This window comes from Falsigemmobacter faecalis, from assembly GCF_003863335.1.
Classification (GTDB): domain Bacteria; phylum Pseudomonadota; class Alphaproteobacteria; order Rhodobacterales; family Rhodobacteraceae; genus Wagnerdoeblera; species Wagnerdoeblera faecalis.
Genome location: NZ_RRAZ01000013.1, coordinates 15868 through 31770 on the forward strand (window position 1 = coordinate 15868; position 15903 = coordinate 31770).

Annotated in this window: 17 protein-coding genes and 1 pseudogene; 3 read left to right on the top strand and 15 right to left on the bottom strand. The window is 59.2% G+C overall.

Translation table 11 applies throughout. The features are described from left to right. Window position 1: 1 nt before the first annotated feature. The 12 genes from EG244_RS10075 to EG244_RS10130 all read right to left on the bottom strand — a co-directional run bounded on the left by EG244_RS10075 (window position 2) and on the right by EG244_RS10130 (window position 9657). Window positions 2-1255: a TraK domain-containing protein gene (locus EG244_RS10075; protein ID WP_124964889.1), complete on the bottom strand. Its 1254-nt coding sequence runs from the start codon at window positions 1253-1255 to the stop codon at window positions 2-4. Further along, a complete protein-coding gene (locus tag EG244_RS10080; RefSeq protein WP_124964890.1) occupies window positions 1252-1893 on the bottom strand; it encodes a TraE/TraK family type IV conjugative transfer system protein in 642 nt (213 codons plus the stop codon). The genes EG244_RS10075 and EG244_RS10080 overlap by 4 nt, the downstream gene beginning before the upstream one ends. Continuing rightward, window positions 1890-2171 (bottom strand): type IV conjugative transfer system protein TraL, encoded by a 282-nt coding sequence (locus tag EG244_RS10085; protein ID WP_124964891.1) that lies wholly within the window; start codon window positions 2169-2171, stop codon window positions 1890-1892. The genes EG244_RS10080 and EG244_RS10085 overlap by 4 nt, the downstream gene beginning before the upstream one ends. Beyond that, window positions 2140-2565: a hypothetical protein gene (locus EG244_RS10090; protein WP_124964892.1), complete on the bottom strand. Its 426-nt coding sequence runs from the start codon at window positions 2563-2565 to the stop codon at window positions 2140-2142. The genes EG244_RS10085 and EG244_RS10090 overlap by 32 nt, the downstream gene beginning before the upstream one ends. A 190-nt stretch (window positions 2566-2755) precedes the next feature. Beyond that, window positions 2756-3421 carry a DUF4400 domain-containing protein gene (locus EG244_RS10095; RefSeq protein WP_124964893.1) on the bottom strand — a complete coding sequence of 222 codons (666 nt, stop codon included), beginning with the start codon at window positions 3419-3421 and terminating at the stop codon, window positions 2756-2758. Between the two features lie 2 nt (window positions 3422-3423). Continuing rightward, a complete protein-coding gene (locus EG244_RS10100) occupies window positions 3424-3900 on the bottom strand; it encodes a hypothetical protein (protein WP_124964894.1) in 477 nt (158 codons plus the stop codon). A gap of 513 nt (window positions 3901-4413) precedes the next feature. After that, the gene (gene arsH, locus EG244_RS10105) at window positions 4414-5124 is read right to left on the bottom strand and encodes an arsenical resistance protein ArsH (RefSeq protein ID WP_124964895.1); all 711 of its coding nucleotides are present in this window, start codon (window positions 5122-5124) and stop codon (window positions 4414-4416) included. Continuing rightward, window positions 5117-5539 carry an arsenate reductase (glutaredoxin) gene (gene arsC / locus EG244_RS10110; RefSeq protein WP_124964986.1) on the bottom strand — a complete coding sequence of 141 codons (423 nt, stop codon included), beginning with the start codon at window positions 5537-5539 and terminating at the stop codon, window positions 5117-5119. Before arsC ends, arsH begins: the two co-directional genes overlap by 8 nt. After that, window positions 5536-6555: an ACR3 family arsenite efflux transporter gene (arsB, locus tag EG244_RS10115; protein WP_124964896.1), complete on the bottom strand. Its 1020-nt coding sequence runs from the start codon at window positions 6553-6555 to the stop codon at window positions 5536-5538. The genes arsC and arsB overlap by 4 nt, the downstream gene beginning before the upstream one ends. After that, window positions 6552-7754 carry an organoarsenical effux MFS transporter ArsJ gene (gene arsJ / locus EG244_RS10120; RefSeq protein WP_233588982.1) on the bottom strand — a complete coding sequence of 401 codons (1203 nt, stop codon included), beginning with the start codon at window positions 7752-7754 and terminating at the stop codon, window positions 6552-6554. Before arsJ ends, arsB begins: the two co-directional genes overlap by 4 nt. Before the next feature lie 71 nt (window positions 7755-7825). Continuing rightward, window positions 7826-8824 (bottom strand): ArsJ-associated glyceraldehyde-3-phosphate dehydrogenase, encoded by a 999-nt coding sequence (locus tag EG244_RS10125; RefSeq protein ID WP_124964898.1) that lies wholly within the window; start codon window positions 8822-8824, stop codon window positions 7826-7828. Continuing rightward, the gene (locus tag EG244_RS10130) at window positions 8821-9657 is read right to left on the bottom strand and encodes an arsenate reductase/protein-tyrosine-phosphatase family protein (RefSeq protein ID WP_124964899.1); all 837 of its coding nucleotides are present in this window, start codon (window positions 9655-9657) and stop codon (window positions 8821-8823) included. Before EG244_RS10130 ends, EG244_RS10125 begins: the two co-directional genes overlap by 4 nt. A gap of 286 nt (window positions 9658-9943) precedes the next feature. Between EG244_RS10130 and EG244_RS10140 the strand changes: the two are divergent. Continuing rightward, window positions 9944-10599, top strand: a pseudogene (locus EG244_RS10140) (IS5 family transposase); the annotation flags it as partial. A gap of 309 nt (window positions 10600-10908) precedes the next feature. Here EG244_RS10140 and cueR read toward each other — a convergent pair. Together cueR and EG244_RS10155 are read right to left on the bottom strand one after the other, a co-directional pair. Then, on the bottom strand, window positions 10909-11391 hold the full coding sequence (gene cueR, locus EG244_RS10150; protein WP_124964900.1) for a Cu(I)-responsive transcriptional regulator: 483 nt from the start codon (window positions 11389-11391) through the stop codon (window positions 10909-10911). A 43-nt stretch (window positions 11392-11434) separates the two neighbouring features. Then, entirely contained in the window at window positions 11435-13933 is a 2499-nt protein-coding gene (locus EG244_RS10155) for a heavy metal translocating P-type ATPase (protein ID WP_148097624.1), read from the bottom strand. A gap of 163 nt (window positions 13934-14096) precedes the next feature. Between EG244_RS10155 and EG244_RS10160 the strand changes: the two genes are divergently transcribed. Continuing rightward, window positions 14097-14294, top strand: a complete 198-nt coding sequence (locus tag EG244_RS10160; RefSeq protein WP_124964901.1) for a heavy-metal-associated domain-containing protein — start codon at window positions 14097-14099, stop codon at window positions 14292-14294. Window positions 14295-14537: 243 nt separating this feature from the next. Continuing rightward, a complete protein-coding gene (locus tag EG244_RS10165) occupies window positions 14538-15257 on the top strand; it encodes a hypothetical protein (RefSeq protein WP_199737921.1) in 720 nt (239 codons plus the stop codon). Here EG244_RS10165 and EG244_RS10170 read toward each other — a convergent pair. Beyond that, window positions 15160-15900: a cytochrome P450 family protein gene (locus EG244_RS10170; protein ID WP_233588975.1), complete on the bottom strand. Its 741-nt coding sequence runs from the start codon at window positions 15898-15900 to the stop codon at window positions 15160-15162. The two genes, EG244_RS10165 and EG244_RS10170, sit on opposite strands and share 98 nt — an antisense overlap. Window positions 15901-15903 lie beyond the last annotated feature (3 nt).

Here is a 15903-nt window from a genome sequence, read left to right on the forward strand (position 1 = left end):
ATCAGTTCCCCCTTGCAGTCTGGATGGAAGCGTTCGGGCGGCGGATCAGTACGAAGAAATCGGTCGGCTGATCGGGCCCGATGATGGTGCGCGGGTTGAATGCAACGGCCAGCGTGTCGGGATGACGGGCACATTTGCGTTCATCAAGAGTGGTGCGGGTGCCGGACGACGCCATTCCACGCACGATGATGTACTCATTCGAGGCAATGGCCGCGCCCTGACGGAAACTGAAGGAGACGCCACTTGCTCCGCCACAGAAGGCGGCAGGGTCATAGCCTTGCAGCGAAACCTGACGGAACCCGCGGGGTATGCGGCCCTGTGCGAAGGTTTGGATCAGATGCGCGAGGGTATTGGTGGCGGCAGCCTGCGGGGATGCACGGCGCACACCACGGCTGTTCGCAGCGGGTCCGGTCGGAGCCGCGCCGGAGGCCCGCGCAGTTGTTGCGGCCAAAGACGCGGCATTTTTGCGTACCGTTTCCATGGTGGAAGGCGGCAAGGTGAACTTGACCTGACGCGGCGCGATCAGCTGAGGCACGAGGCTCACGACGATTGCCGGGTCGGGATGGCCCTTTTCATGGATGAAGAGGGTCACGGGCTGCGTCACTGAGACATAGACGAAGTTCTGATCGAACTGCACGTTGATGGCCGAGGGCTCAGCGGAGGTGCGCACTTCAGGCTGCGAGAACGGCGTCTCGATCCTGTTGAGGTGCCCGGTTGCCATGGGCAGGATCTCAGCGCGGCCCGGAATGAAGGCCACAACAGGAGGAAGGACGAAGTTTTCTTCAACGAGGGAGGACTTCGCCGGTTCATCAGCCTGAGGGGCGTCTCCGTCTTCAATGACGGCAGCACTGTCAGGCTGTGACTGCCCTGTCCCGCCATTTCTGCTGCGGGCCGCCGCATCGATCGCGGCGCCAATGTCTTCCTGAGGGGGCGTGGCCGTACCAAGGGTGGCAGCCAAAGTTTCCGAGGTCTCTGCGGCAGCTGCCACGGGATCGACCGGTGCTGAACGGGGATCAACCGTCAGAGTGCGGCGGCTTCCGTCTTCAAGAGTATAGACCTGCCCCATGACGCCTGCCTGTCCGGGCAGCGGCATGCGCTCGCAGCGGGTGTACTCGAAGCCTGTCTGCCAATCGTAGCAGACCTCAATGGCGTCTTCCCCGTCATAATCGGCAGAACGCATACGCTCTTGAGCAAACACGGCCGTTGTCAGCATGAGGGTCGCGGGAAGCGAGAGGCAAAAGGCGCGGAAGGTCATTTAATGCCATCCTTCTCTGCCTGTTGACGCTCACGGTCCGCACGGCGCGACATTTCCACGTCGCGCACTGCTGCGGTCATGGGCTTGCCTTCATAGACTGCGTAGCTTGCAAGATAGACCCGCAGGCGCTCGGTGGTGAAACCAAGCTCATAGGTGATCTGCTTCTCGATGGGCGATCTGACACCGGGGCCGCCGATGGTCTGGCGTCCGGTGACAAAGAAGCGGTTCAGCTCAGGGTCAAAGATGACTTCGCGGGGGCTGAAGGTAACAACGGCGTTGTCACGGACGATGTTCTGAAGCTCGATATCGACCGTTTCCATGAGACGGCGATAGAGCGCAGGAGTGGCGATCCGCTGAAGCTCGCCCCGCACGAAGGAGGCGTTACCCGGAGTGATGTTGCCCGCCAGCATGGAAACGGACCATGCCCACTGGCTGTAGAATTCCTGATTGGCCCTGCCGTTGATGAACTCAATGGTTTCATGCTGGAACGGCGGGACAAGAATGACGGTATCGTCACGGGTCGCGGCGTTGAAGATGAAGAGCGATGTGACGAACAGCATCGAGCCCAAACCCATCTTCAGGATCACGTTGTCCGTGCGGATTTGGCGGAAGGTTTTTTCGGCGCGTTCCTTTTTCACGGGCGGAACTCCCGGTCGATGCCATTGGGGATCGACTTGCCGGCCATCACGGGGATGCCCCGAAAATATGCCAGATGCCGCAGGTAGCCGTCGGGTCGTTTATCGACGTATTTGTTGAGGAAGGAGCCCGCTACGAGCCCGATGCCACCTGCGATAAAGGGGTGGTTTACGACGATCCCAACGATCGCAAACCCAATGAACGTGAAGAGCTGACTTGCGTTGAAAACCAGCGCAAGGGGAGGCGCATCAAGCGTCTGTGGGATCTGGTGCTCTTCCATCGCTGCTGCTCCGTTTAGGATGCAGAGCGCCAAGGAGTTTCATCCGCTCGTTTTCCATGGTTGGATCGGAGCATTCCTGATCCAGCTCATACTGGTGGATCATTCTGTCTCTGACCGCTTTCTCCGGCATAGCGACCGGATAAACCATGATTCCGCAAAGGCGATCACCCAGGACCATCAGATATTCTTCGATGGCTGTAACGCGCTTCCAGTGGCGAAGCACAGAACCTGTGTGGGCTTTAACAATCCCGATCGGTACGCCGTTGGTGTAGCTCAGACCCATGAGGTAGCTGAACACGCCATCAGTTTCCGTCGGAAGGCGGAATACGTGCGCGACGAAAGTTCCTCCCTCGGTGCTCCTGTCGAAAATCTGTCTCGTGGTGGTGGTCAGCATCCTGCATTCCTCAGCTTTGTGAGCTCCATAGTGCTGGGCTAAAGCGAGCCAAGGAATTTTTCAACTGCCCTGTGAGGAAACGATTACCATTCCCCAGCTATATTGCAATAGCTTACTTGGCTAAAAAAAAGAAAAAACAGCCGAGGATAATTTCCCCGACTGTTTGAGTTGCTGGAGGTGATGCCGACCGTCAGGCGATCTTTGGCAGGGAGAATGCGAAAACAGTGATCCCCAGGACGCAGGCAGACAGGCTCAGCGTCAAAACGTATGGATTTATCGCGAAGGGCAGTGACCAAATGATGATCGTGATGGGGATGGCATAAGCCAGCGTCGTGCGTGCCCAGACGTTCATAAGCAGGGGGGTGTCACCAAACCCATAGCGCTTTCGGTGCCTGATGATTGCCCCATGGATGCCCACCGCGAGGATCAAACAGAACACATAGGCCAGTGAGACTGCAAAATAGCCCGCCCTGTGGGAGAGCAGGAGCAGGTAGTCAAAGATATTGTCCAAGGTCCGACTGAAGATCTTCATATCTTTGACTGCAGCGCCGGCAATGTCCTTCTCGTCCGGCTCACTCAGGGCTTTGTAGGCCAGCCCCTCAGCACCTGATCTCACGAACAGGGTGTCGTAAATGCGGTCCCCATTGTAGCGCATGCTCTGATGCAGGGTTTCGTTCAGTGTGATGCCGAAGGCGGCCTTTTCCTTGCTCAGGACGCGGTGGAAAGGGGTCTCCCAGCTGAGCGTATAGAGCGCGGTGACAATGCCGATGTTGCACATCATCACGAGCGCGAGGAAAAAGAACCATTTAACCAGTGTCAGCTGGTCATAGGAGGATGAGGACGTGCCATCCGCCATTGTCAGGCCGCTGTCAGAAGCGCAGCACGATCCTGAGGATGCTGCATGAGTTGAAGTGGATGGCCATGGGCACGGAGCGCCAGCATAGTCAGAGCCATGAGGCGGAAGTGGGGCTCATACCGCGCACCGGGCTTTTGGACAGCGCGAAGGACTGCCTCAGCAGACATGCCTTGCGTTCTGCTTAGTTCCGGGATCGCATCTGCCCCCAGAACATCTTCAAACGTCGCATGCAGCCATGATTTGTTGAACATCTGCGGAATGTAGAGGGTCTTGCACTGGGTCAGGATGGCCAGCGGGTCAGTGCCGCTTGCTTTCAGTTGTTCCAGCAAGGCTCCGGTAGTGAGCACGAGCCTGTTGGTGACTGTGGAGGCGTCAGAGACATTGCGCAGAAAGGTGGTGGGGCAGCGACCGATTGCTTCCGCATAGATACGATAGGCAGAGGGCCCGAACAGAGACTTGAGAGAAGCGATGGCGAGCATGTGGATCTTCCATGTCCAGAGAACAGTCGGCTTGGCTGCGTAATTGTCGCTGGCATATCTTATGAAAATCCCTTGGCTAATTTCAAGAGCGTTAACTGTAGATTTGCCTTTTTACCTACCTAGAGGAATATCCTCATTATCCTGTGGTTTGTGATCTCAGGCTTTAAAACCTACTCAGCTGTGCCCAGGACGAAGCTGAAAGGGTGTCCGCATCAGGAAACAGCACGATCAGGTCTTCAGGGAGAACACGGAGACGCAGATGCTTATCTGCCAGACGCTCGCCGTTTCGTATGTGTCCAAACGTCCCCGATACCCAGTCATGACCATGCGTGATTAAGGGGGGCTTGAGCAGCCAGACCTCGCCTCCTTTTTGGATAAGGCTCTGGGAGGCGACGACTTTTCAGCTGTCTGAGCAGTAGTGGAAGAGGCTGTGATCAGGGGTAATGGCAAGACCAAAGGCTACGGGCAAAGCAAAACTCAGCACTCGGACCTCCAGATAGCTGTGCTGTTGACCTAGAACGTCTTGAGGTTCACCCGCGCCGAAAGTTCGGCATGGCTTTCCTTCCGTTCGGAATAGCGGTCGACCAGATGATCGCGGATGTCGCGCGTCAGCAGGGTGAACTTCACCAGCTCCTCCATCACGTCGACGATGCGGTCGTAATAGGGCGAGGGTTTCATCCGCCCGTCTTCCTCGAATTCATTCCACGCCTTGGCAACCGAGGACTGGTTCGGGATGGTGAGCAGACGCATCCAGCGCCCGAGAATGCGCAACTGGTTGACCGTGTTGAAGCTCTGCGATCCACCAGAGACCTGCATCACCGCCAGCGTCTTGCCCTGCGTCGGGCGCACGGAACCGAGCGAGAGCGGTATCCAGTCGATCTGCGCTTTCATGATGCCGGTCATGGCCCCGTGGCGTTCGGGCGAGGACCAGACCATGCCTTCGCACCACTGAACCAGATCACGCAACTCGACTACCTTGGGGTGATCGGCCCCGACGCTGTCAGGCAGTGGCAGATCACGGGGATCAAAGAACCGCACCTCGGCCCCGAGGCGTTCGAGAATGTGCGCCGCTTCTTCGGCTGCAAGACGCGAGAAGCTGCGCTCGCGCAGCGATCCATAGAGCATCAGGATGCGCGGTGGGTGGGTGCAGCGGGTAGCAGGGAAAAGCGTGTCCGCGTCTGGCTGGTATAGCAGCGTGTCGTCCAGGTTCGGCGTTTCAGGCAAGCCGTTCTCCTTCTTCGTTCAGGATCATTTCTCCGTCCTCCTTAAACAGCGGTCCGGGTGGCAGCCGGTCCAGAAGGTCGAGAACGGTTTCAGAGGGGCGGCACAGGCGCACCCCCTTGGGCGTGCAAACAATGGGCCGGTTCACCAGGATCGGGTGTTCGATCATCGCATTCAGGAGCGTGTCATCAGAGGCACCCGGTTCCAGAAGCCCGAGCGCCTCTGCGGGAGATTTCGCTTCCCGCAGGGCGCTACGCGGGGTCAGTCCTGCCGCAGCGAAGAGTGCCAGGAGCTGAGGACGCGTCCAGCCTTCCTTCAGATACTCGATGACGACCGGCTCCTCGCCGGTCGCTCGAAGGATCGCCAAGACATTGCGGGAGGTCCCGCAATCCGGGTTGTGGTGGATGACGATGCTTATGTCGCTGGCTCGGGAAAGCGTGCGCGGGTGCGATTGGCAAAGGCCACGAGCGACAGCATCACCGGCACCTCGACCAGCACCCCGACCACCGTGGCCAGCGCTGCGCCGGAGTTCAGGCCAAAGAGCGAGATAGCGACCGCGACCGCCAGTTCGAAGAAGTTCGATGTTCCAATCAGGGCGCAGGGCGCGGCGATCCGGTGCGGCACCTTGAGGGCGAAGGCTGCGCCATAGGCCAGGGCGAAGATGCCGTAGCTCTGGATGACTATCGGCACCGCGATCAGCAGGATCACCGTCGGCTTGGCGAGGATCGTTTCTCCCTGAAGACCGAAGAGGATGGCGACGGTTGCGATAAGCCCGACCACGGACCACGGCTTCACATGCGCCGAAAACGCACCAATCGCCGCCTTCGATCCCAGCTTGCGGCGGGTGATCAGACCAGCTGCCAAGGGCAGGACGACATAGAGCACCGTGGCCAGCACCAGCGTTTCCCACGGCACCGACAACTCTGTCACGCCCAGAAGGAGAGCCACGATCGGTGCGAAAGCCACCACCATGACCAGATCATTCACCGAGACCTGCACAAGCGTGTAGGTGGCATCGCCCTTGGTCAGCTGCGACCAGACAAAGACCATGGCCGTGCAGGGTGCGGCGCCGAGCAGGATCAGCCCCGCCGTGTACTGAGCGGCATCTTCGGGGGAGATTAGCGGCGCGAAGACATGGTCAAAGAACAACACGGCCAGAAACGCCATGGTGAAGGGCTTTATCAGCCAGTTGACGGCCAGCGTCACCAGAAGCCCCTTGGGCTGGCGCGCGACACCGGCGACCGCGCCGAAATCCACGCCCACCATCATCGGGTAAACCATGGCCCAGATCAGCACCGCCACGACAAGGTTCACGCTCGCGACCTCGATCGCGGCAATGGCCTGCACAAGCCACGGCGCGCCCTGGCCGATCAGGACACCGGCAATCATCGCGAGACCGACCCAGACGGTCAGGTAGCGTTCGAAAATACTCATGCAGTCACCTCGTTCGTCTGATCGGTCAGGCGACCCGAGGTCAGGGCCGCCAGGACGACCATGACCGACGCCGTGCCCATGACGAGGGTCAACCCGCCGATTTGGTAGGTCAGGCCGGACAGGAGGGTGCCGATCAGACGACCGCCCGCATTGGCCATGTAGTAAAAGCCCACATCCATCGTGACCCGCTCGGATTTCGAGAAGGCGAGGATCAGGTAGGAATGGAGCGAAGAGTTCACGGCAAACAGCGCGCCGAAGGTCAGCAGGCCCACCACGAGCGTCACCGTCAGCCAGGTCTGCGGCGCAGGCGAGAGTGCCACGGCCACCGTCAGCGCGGCTGGCACGACAAACAGCGCAAGCGCCCAGCCCCGGGCTGCACGGATCAGTTCGCCCTCCGGGCGGCTTGCAGCGCGCAGGATTTTCGGCGCGCTGGCCTGCACCATGCCGTAGAGGATGACCCAGACCGCCATGAAGGTGCCGATCATGAAGAAGGCCGCGCGGTTGCCATCCTCGGTGCCGTCCGAGAGCACCGCATAGAAGTAGATCGGGATGCCCACGACGAACCATACGTCACGCGCCCCGAACAGGAACACGCGCGCCGCCGACAGCCAGTTGACGTTGGCCGATTTCGAGAAGACCTCGGAAAACTTGGTGCCCTTCTTGCCCTTGGGCAGGCCCGAAGGCATGAACAGCACGACCGCGGCGAGGATCACCCCGAGGACGATGGCCATGCCCAACACGGCCCAGTCGAAGCCGAGGACCGCCAGCAGTGCGGCGCCGAGCAGGAAGCCCAAACCCTTCACGGCGTTCTTCGAGCCCGTCAGAACCGCGACCCAGCGAAACAGTCCGCCATCGGCCGAAGGGGCCAGCAGTTTCACCGCCGATTTCGAGGACATCTTGGCGAGGTCCTTCGCCACGCCTGAAAGACCCTGGACGCACATGACGAAGGCGACCGAAGCCGCGATGCTCCAGCCCGGATCGAGCTGCGCAAGCGCAAGCAGCGCGACCACCTGCAACCCGAGTCCCGCATAGAGAGTCGAGGTCAGCCCGAACCGCAGAGCGATCCAGCCTGCCGCGAGGTTGGTGATCATCCCTGCGACTTCGTAAAGAATGAACAGGTAGGCAAGCTGAACTGCGCTGAAACCCAGCGTGTGGAAATGCAGCAGCACCAGCATCCTGAGCGCGCCATCGGTCAGCATAAAGGCCCAATAGGCCGCCGTGACGGCGATATAGGCAGACAGCCCTTCGGGACGGGCCGGGGCGGGATGGCTCACAGCGAGTCCCCAACCATCAGCGCCACGTCGACCAGCCGGTTGGCATAGCCCCATTCGTTGTCATACCAGGCGTAGATCTTCAGCTGCGTGCCATTGATCACCATCGTCGATGGCGCGTCTATAATCGAGGAGCGCGGATCGTTGGTGTAATCGGTCGAGACAAGCGGACGCGTCTCGTAGCCGAGGATGCCTTTCAGCGGGCCATTGGCCGCAGCCTCGAAGGCGGCGTTGACCTCTTCCGCCGTGACAGCACGCTCCAGTTCGAAGACGCAGTCGGTCAGCGAGGCATTGAGCAGCGGCACGCGCACGGCATGACCGTTCAGACGGCCCTTCAGCTCCGGATAGATCAAGGTGATCGCAGTAGCCGAGCCGGTCGTCGTCGGGATTAGCGAATTGAGCGCTGACCGCGCCCGACGCAGGTCCTTTGCCGGACGGTCGACGATGGTTTGGGTGTTGGTGACATCATGGATCGTGGTGATCGACCCATGCTTGATGCCGAAGGTCTCGTGAACCACCTTCACCACCGGCGCGAGGCAGTTGGTCGTGCAGGAAGCCGCAGTGACGATGCGGTGCTCGGCTGGATCATAGATCTCGTTGTTGACGCCGTAGACGATGTTCGCGGCATTGCCGTCCTTCACCGGGGCGGAGACCACGACCTTCTTCACGCCCGCCTCAAAATAGGGGGCGAGCTTGGCCTCGGTCTTGAAGACGCCGGTGCAGTCGATCACCACATCGACGCCGTCGAGCGGCAGATCGGCAATCGCCTGAGTGCCGATGAACGCCAGGCGCGTGCCGTTGATCGTAACGCTTTCGGCGTCGTGCGAGAACGCGGCATTCCAACGCCCGTGGACCGTATCGAACTCCAGCAGATGCGCGTGCATCTCTGGGTCGCCCACAGCGTCGTTGATCCAGGCGATCTTGGCGCCGCTTTCGAGGAGAGGCTTGAGGGCGAGCTTGCCCATGCGGCCGAGGCCGTTCAGTGCGTAGGTGGTCATGCGAGTGCCTCGGGGCTGGTACGGCCGATGTCATCGACAGATTGCTGGATCACGATACGGCTCAGGGTTTCGAGGTTGAGCGCGGTAAAGAGGTCGATGCGATGCTTGAGTGCGCCATAGGCTTCCTGGAAGGCCAGCGCCTTCTGGGCGTCGTTACCCGTGGCCCTGACCGGATCGGGCATGCCCCAATGCCCGGTAACAGGTTGGCCTTCCCAGGCCGGGCACTCCTCGTTCGCCGCCTGATCACAGACCGTGAAGACGAAATCGAAATGCGGCGCGTTCGCCCCTGAAAATTCGGAAACATCTTTTGAGCGCAGAACCGAAATATCGTGCCCCTTGTCCTGCAGGACCTGCACGGCAAAGGGATTGAGCTGCGATCCGGGCCGTGTCCCTGCTGAAAAAGCGTTGAACCGATCGCCCGCCGCCTTGCGCAAGATCGACTCGGCGAAGATGGACCGCGCGGAATTGCCCACGCAGATAAAAAGAACGTTGTATTTGCGGTCGGGCATCATGGGGACGGTTCCTGTGCTGAAAGGCATGCAGATGTCGGGACGGCCTCGGCAGCAATCACTGAACAGGAATCCGAACAGCCGTTGCACCGTGGTCATGTTGATCGAGTAGAGAAGCGACGTGCCCGCCCGCTGTTGGTCCACCAACTGGTCCCGCGTCAGTGCGGACAGGTAGGTGGACATGGTGCTTGCCTTGACGCCAAGCGTAGAGGCGATCTCCCCGGCCGGAACACGGTCAGGGTATCGGCGCATCAGCAGCCGGAAAATTGCCAGTCGCTGCGGATGGCCGAGGGTGGACAGTTGGTCGGGAATCTCTTTTTCCATATTTCACGGAATAGTAAAATAAAACACATCTGCCAAGTGAATCTTCTGTGACAGGACAATGAAAAAAGGCGGCCAACAGCCGCCTTCAGAAGAGGTCTCGTTCTGGCAGGGCTCAAGAAGCCAGCCACCTCTCAAGCCTTTCCGGGTCCGGCAACCCCCCGGCATGCACCAGCTTGCCGTCCACCGAGATGCCCGGCGTGGACATCACCCCAGCCATGGCAATGGACTTGGGATCGGTGACTTTTTCGACATCGATCTCGACGCCGAGTTTCGTGGCGGCGTCTTTCGTCTGTTTCTCGAAGCCGTTCTCTGGCGTGTGCGAACAGGGTTACCGTGGCGTGACTTGCCTCCCGATTTCGGCAACTGGAACAGCGTGTTCCGACAGTTTCGCAGATGGGCCGAGAACGGCGTCTTCGAGCGAGTTTTCAACGAGATCAGTGGTGTACCTGATTTCGAATATGCAATGATCGATGGCACGATCGTTCAGGCCCATCAGAAGGCGAGCGGCGCAAAAGGGGGACTCAAAATCAAGCCATCGGGCGGTCGCGTGGCGGATTGACCACCAAGATCGTTGCTTTGGTCGACGCGCTCGGAAACCTGGCCAACTTCGTTCTTCTACCTGGTCAGGCTCACGACATGAAGGGCGTCGAACCGCTCATCGATGGCGTGGCCTTTAATGCTCTCTTGGCCGACAAGGCCTTTGATGCCGATTGGCTTCTCACAGAACTCGATGCGCGCGGTGCCACCGCCATCATGCCACCAAAAGCGAACCGCAAGTTCCTGCGCGGTTATGATAAACATGCCTACAGGTGGCGGCACTTGATCGAAAACTTCTTCGCAAAGATCAAGGAATTCAGAGCCATAGCAACCCGATACGAAAAGACAGCGTCAAGCTATGCTGCCAACTGGCATCTCGCAGCGGCCATCATCGCTTCACGATGAATGTCCACGGGCCCTAGTCGAACTCGCGCGGCAGGGATTAGGCGCGGTGATTTTGCCAACCACGGAAATTCCAGCAGACAGTGGCCTCGTTTCGATACTCATCGACGGCCTTGAAATTTCGCGAACTGTTTCTGCTCTTCGTTATCGGCACCAAACGACGAGACCAGAGACAAATGATCTGATCCGTGAGATTGCGCGTGTGTAGGTGTAGTATCATTGATGGCCGACATTCGCGCATAGTGCATTAACTGGTACTTCAGTGATCTGATAAATAAAATATTCTGGCTGAGCGATCGCAACAGATATTCATCAACTATTGCCCTGAAAAGATGCTTTTGGTTGATTTAGTGCCTCAACGGCACCGCGACGCTTAAGAGATGGAGTCTCTTGCGAAAGCGGTGAGCTCGCTTTTTCAAGGCCTTCGAGAATGGGGCAGTCAGGCCGGTTATCACCCGAGCAGCAGGACGCGAGCTTCTCAAGGGTAGCTGCCATTTGCTTCAGCTCCTGAACTTTCGAGTTGAGGCGTTCAATCTGGATCAGCGCGATCCTTTTTACATCCGCGCTATGGCGGCTCCGATCCTGCCAAAGTTGCAGAAGTTCTGCTATTTCCGTGACCGAAAACCCAAGATCTCGAGATTTTCGGATGAATTGCAGAACATGAACATCCTGTTCCGAATAGTCGCGGTAACCTGAGCTTTTCCGATCCGCAGCCCTGATCAGACCCGTCTGCTCATAATAGCGGATCATCTTGGCGCTCACGCCCGAAGCTTCGGCAGCCTGACCAATGTTCATCACGCACTCCTTTCGGCCGATAGATGCCAGGTTACGAAGGCCATTATATTTTCCCTGTCACGCGCTGGCCAGTTGGAGGTGCATAGCGACGCAGGCGAAGTGCATTTCCCAAGACGAAGACACTCGAAAGCGCCATTGCACCGGCGGCGAGCACGGGCGAGAGCAAGATCCCCCATGCGGGATAGAGGACTCCCGCTGCAACAGGAATCAAAGCTGCATTGTATGCGAAAGCCCAGAACAGATTTTGGCGGATATTCCCGATCGTCGCCTTGGAGAGCGCGATGGCGTTGGGAACCCCCTGAAGACTGCCAGACATAAGGACCACGTCCGCGGTTTCAATCGCGATATCGGTACCGGTACCGATGGCAAGACCCACATCTGCCTCTGCCAGCGCCGGTGCATCGTTTATCCCGTCCCCCACATAAGCGAGGCTGCCATATTCGGCCTTCAGACGACGCACCGTTTCAACTTTGCCTTCCGGCAGGACTTCGGCAACCACTTCGTCAATCCCGAGCTTTGCCGCGATCGCCTCGGCAGTCCGCCGATTGTCACCGGTAATCATTGCCACCTTGATGCCAAGATCATGGAGCGCCGCAATGGCCGCCGGGGTTGAGGGCTTTATCGGGTCTGCGACGGCCAAGATAGCAGCGAGCCGCCCGTCAATCGCCACATAGAGCGGCGTTTTGCCCTCATTCCCAAGCCGCGCGGCTGTGTCGGAAAACTCATCTACATCCAGCCCGAGCTTGATCATATAGCGGTCAGCGCCGACTTCGATCCGGTCCCCGTTGACGGTGGCGCGGACACCATAACCTGTATCGGATGCAAAGTCGGATACGCTAGGGATGGCAAGCCCCTCCTTCCGGGCGGCATCGACGATCGCGCGCGCGACGGGATGCTCGGACTTCGCTTCCACTGCTGCCATTCTCGCGAGAACATCGTCACGATCAAAACCTTTGGCCACCGCGATATCCGTCAGGGCCGGATGCCCCTCGGTCAGGGTTCCGGTCTTGTCCACGGCGACCACTTTGGCATCGCGGAGCAGTTGCAAGGCTTCGCCTTTGCGGAAAAGTACCCCCATTTCAGCGCCGCGGCCCGTCCCCACCATGATAGAAGTCGGGGTGGCTAGACCCATTGCACATGGGCAAGCAATGATCAGGACCGCGACCCCATTCACAAGGGCAAAGGTCAGGGCTGGTTCCGGACCAAGCACCAGCCACACAAGAAAGGTCAGGGCCGCAGCCGCCATGACCACAGGAACGAACCACATCGTCACTCGATCGACCATTGCCTGAATCGGCAGCTTAGAGCCTTGCGCAGATTCGACCATCCGGATGATCTGCGAAAGCACTGTCGCGCCGCCCACTGCGGTGGCACGCAGCGCAAGCGCTCCCTTCTGATTTACCGTCCCGCCGACAACAGTGCTTCCGGTCGTCTTGCGTACCGGGATTGGCTCGCCGGTGATCATGGATTCGTCAACGTAGCTTTCGCCCTCAATGACCTCCCCGTCGACCGGTATCCGTTCGCCAGGGCGCAGTTCCACAATATCGTCGTGCGCGACATCGGAGATTGCGATCTCGACAGTCTGCCCGCTGCGCCGGACACGGGCAGTACGGGCCTGCAGTTGCACAAGCCGCTTGATGGCTTCTGACGTCTTGCCCTTTGCTTTCGCCTCAAGATACCGGCCGAGAAGGATCAGGGTGACGATGACAGATGCAGCTTCGTAATAGACATTCACCGTTCCGGCGGGCAGCAGGGACGGAAGGAAAGTTGCGACGACCGAATAGGCGTAGGCCGCCATCGTACCGACTGCGACCATCGAATTCATATCGGGCGCGAGGCGGAACAGAGCCGGAAACCCTTTCTGGTAGAATCGAAGGCCAGGAAAGAACAACACCAGAGTCGTGAGCGCGAACTGAAAGTACCAGCTTGTCTGTGTTCCGACAGTCTGCATGACCAGATGGTTGACAGCTGGGATGAGGTGTGAGCCCATTTCCAGCAGGAAAACCGGCAGTGTCAGAATGCCCGCGACCAAAAGGTCGCGCTTCAGGCCTGCCCGCTCTGCGTCCTTGCGTGCGCTTGCTTCGGCTTCGGCGGCTCCGGTGTCCCCGATCAGGGCTGCATCATAGCCCGCATTTTCCACCGCTTTCACAAGGTCTTCCGGGGATGCTGTCCCTTCGACCGTCGCCCGCTCGGTTGCGAGGTTGACATGCGCAGAACGGACACCTTTGACACCCGCGAGCGCACGCTCAACCCGACCAACGCATGAAGCACAGGTCATGCCCTCAATCGACAGTTCGGTGTTGGCCAATGGCACGCCATAACCGGTATTCTCAACGGTCCTGACCAGAAGATCATATGTCACAGGATTGGAAAAACGGACTTCTGCCTTCTCTGTGGCAAGGTTCACATGTGCCTGTGATACGCCCGGGACCGCCTGAAGCGCCCGCTCTACCCGCCCCACGCAAGATGCGCAGGTCATCCCGTAAATCGGCAATACCACCGTCTGGGCGGTTGATGTCTCCGCCTTCATCTGAACGTTCATGTGGTATCTCCTTCATGCCGCGAATCGTGCGCCTCGCATTTGTGGCGGTTCCAACGGTGTCAAGGTCAACCTATTTCCTCATTTTTTTCGCATGGGCTCTCTTGACCTTCCAACGGTGGAAAGCCCCATATCGCTTGGCATGAGTGGCACAAAGGAGGTTCTCATGCAGCTCCACATCCAGAACATGACCTGCGGCGGCTGTGCACGTGGCGTCACCAAGGCCGTTGAATCAGTGGATCCGCAAGCGCAGGTGAAAGTTGATCTGCAAAAGCGGAACATCGACTTTGCATCGTCTCAACCGGCCAGTGCTTTCGTGGCGGCGCTCTCGGCGGCCGGCTATACCGCAGTGGCCTCGGCCTGACGCGACACCCTTGAAATCGAGATGCCGGGCGACGCAGTTGCCGGGCATCTCTTTTGCGATCACACTTTTCCGCAGATGCGGGGGAGAATAACTGTCGTTTTTCATAAATAGGTTCAGCACTGGCCATTGTTTTCATTGACACGCGCTTGTCACAAAAGACTTCAATACTGATCGCCAAACAGTTCGGTGCGTTGCAAAACCGTCAGACACCGGTTCAGCGCGTTGCAGGAGGCAGGATCGGTCATGGACCTGGAATCCGTTCCGAAAGGCGTGTGGCAGAAGGCCGAGGAACGGGCGGCCTTGCTTCGACCACTTGCCGCGCTCCATGAAGCACCAGCGCATCTTGTCCGCGCTGCAGCGATTGATCTGAAAATTTCCGAACGTTGGGCCTACAGGCTGATCCGCCGGCTCCGTGAAGAAAACGGCGCGGTCACCGCGCTCTTGCCGCGCGATGGCCGCGGTGCTCCGCGCAAGACGCGGATCGCGGGGGATCGGGAAGCGATCATCGGTCATGTCATCGAAGGCCACTATCTCAAACGGCAGAAGGCGCGCCCCTCGGAAATCGTGAGGGCGGTTCAGGTCGAGTGCCGCAAGGCGGGGATTTCGTCTCCTAGCGAAGCCACGATCAGGCGACGGGTTAACCTGATCGACAAGGGTGTCGCGTCACGGCTTCGCGAAGATGATCCGGACACAAAGCCGATCCTCGGCGCGACCCCGATCCCGAAATACCCGCTCGACGTCGTGCAAATCGATCACACGCCGGTCGATGTCATTTTGGTCGATCCGTTCGAGCGTCTGCCAATCGGGCGGCCATATCTGACGGTTGCGATTGACGTGATGAGCCGGATGATCGCGGGCTTCCATCTTAGCCTTGATCCCCCTTCCGCCGCGAGCGTCGGCCTGTGCCTCGCCCACGTCGCTGACGATAAGAAAACCCATCGAGATCGCGCCATGTCGCGATGATATGAAGGGCACTTTCCTGCGTCGGCTGAAGCTCACCATCGCGGACCTGTTGGATTAGCCGTGCTGCCCATTTTTCCAGGCGGTGGCGCGCCAGACGCGCGCGCCAGTGTTTGGGGCCAAGGGCCCCGGCGTCCTGAAAAAGCGCTGTAAGCTGCGCCCTTCGGGTCGCCACCTCAGCTTCATCAAGCGGCACCCTGGCCCAGGCGCAGACAGCTCTTGTGAGCATTTCGCGCACTTCGTCATAGAGGACGACCTCGTTCCTCGCCTCCCAGTCCGGCGCATATTTGTCCAACATGTGAAGCGACGTGCCCTGAAGCGCGGCGATCCGCTCGGTCCCCATGAGTGACATGAACATCTTCTTGCGGTGCTGGTGGGCAGCGCCGTCCAATCCCTGAACGCCGCCTTCGCCCAGCAGGGTCTTCTGTATGCGGCCCGGCATCGAGCCCGCGCGGATCAGTTTATCCTCGGAATAGAAAACTTCCGCTGCCGCCGCGCCGGTCATGCAGATCGTCTCTTGAAGGAGGATGCGGGTTTCGAACAGGTCTGTGTCGAGTGCGCGGCAGGTCTCCGAGATGAACCCATATGGGTTGCGCAGCAGGGCGAGTGTGCTGTCAAAGCCTTTCGCAGATGGTATGCCGAACATGGG

Excerpts from the sequence above, each read along its gene's own strand:
- EG244_RS10160 (WP_124964901.1), top strand. The coding sequence starts at position 14,097 with ATGCAGCTCCACATCCAGAACATGACCTGCGGCGGCTGTGCACGTGGC.
- EG244_RS10095 (WP_124964893.1), bottom strand. The coding sequence starts at position 3,421 with ATGGCGGATGGCACGTCCTCATCCTCCTATGACCAGCTGACACTGGTT.
- EG244_RS10130 (WP_124964899.1), bottom strand. The coding sequence starts at position 9,657 with ATGGAAAAAGAGATTCCCGACCAACTGTCCACCCTCGGCCATCCGCAG.
- EG244_RS10165 (WP_199737921.1), top strand. The coding sequence starts at position 14,538 with ATGGACCTGGAATCCGTTCCGAAAGGCGTGTGGCAGAAGGCCGAGGAA.
- EG244_RS10090 (WP_124964892.1), bottom strand. The coding sequence starts at position 2,565 with ATGCTGACCACCACCACGAGACAGATTTTCGACAGGAGCACCGAGGGA.
- EG244_RS10075 (WP_124964889.1), bottom strand. The coding sequence starts at position 1,255 with ATGACCTTCCGCGCCTTTTGCCTCTCGCTTCCCGCGACCCTCATGCTG.
- EG244_RS10125 (WP_124964898.1), bottom strand. The coding sequence starts at position 8,824 with ATGACCACCTACGCACTGAACGGCCTCGGCCGCATGGGCAAGCTCGCC.
- EG244_RS10100 (WP_124964894.1), bottom strand. The coding sequence starts at position 3,900 with ATGCTCGCCATCGCTTCTCTCAAGTCTCTGTTCGGGCCCTCTGCCTAT.
- arsJ (WP_233588982.1), bottom strand. The coding sequence starts at position 7,754 with ATGCTGACCGATGGCGCGCTCAGGATGCTGGTGCTGCTGCATTTCCAC.
- cueR (WP_124964900.1), bottom strand. The coding sequence starts at position 11,391 with ATGAACATTGGTCAGGCTGCCGAAGCTTCGGGCGTGAGCGCCAAGATG.
- arsB (WP_124964896.1), bottom strand. The coding sequence starts at position 6,555 with ATGAGTATTTTCGAACGCTACCTGACCGTCTGGGTCGGTCTCGCGATG.
- EG244_RS10155 (WP_148097624.1), bottom strand. The coding sequence starts at position 13,933 with ATGAACGTTCAGATGAAGGCGGAGACATCAACCGCCCAGACGGTGGTA.
- EG244_RS10085 (WP_124964891.1), bottom strand. The coding sequence starts at position 2,171 with ATGGAAGAGCACCAGATCCCACAGACGCTTGATGCGCCTCCCCTTGCG.
- EG244_RS10170 (WP_233588975.1), bottom strand. The coding sequence starts at position 15,900 with ATGTTCGGCATACCATCTGCGAAAGGCTTTGACAGCACACTCGCCCTG.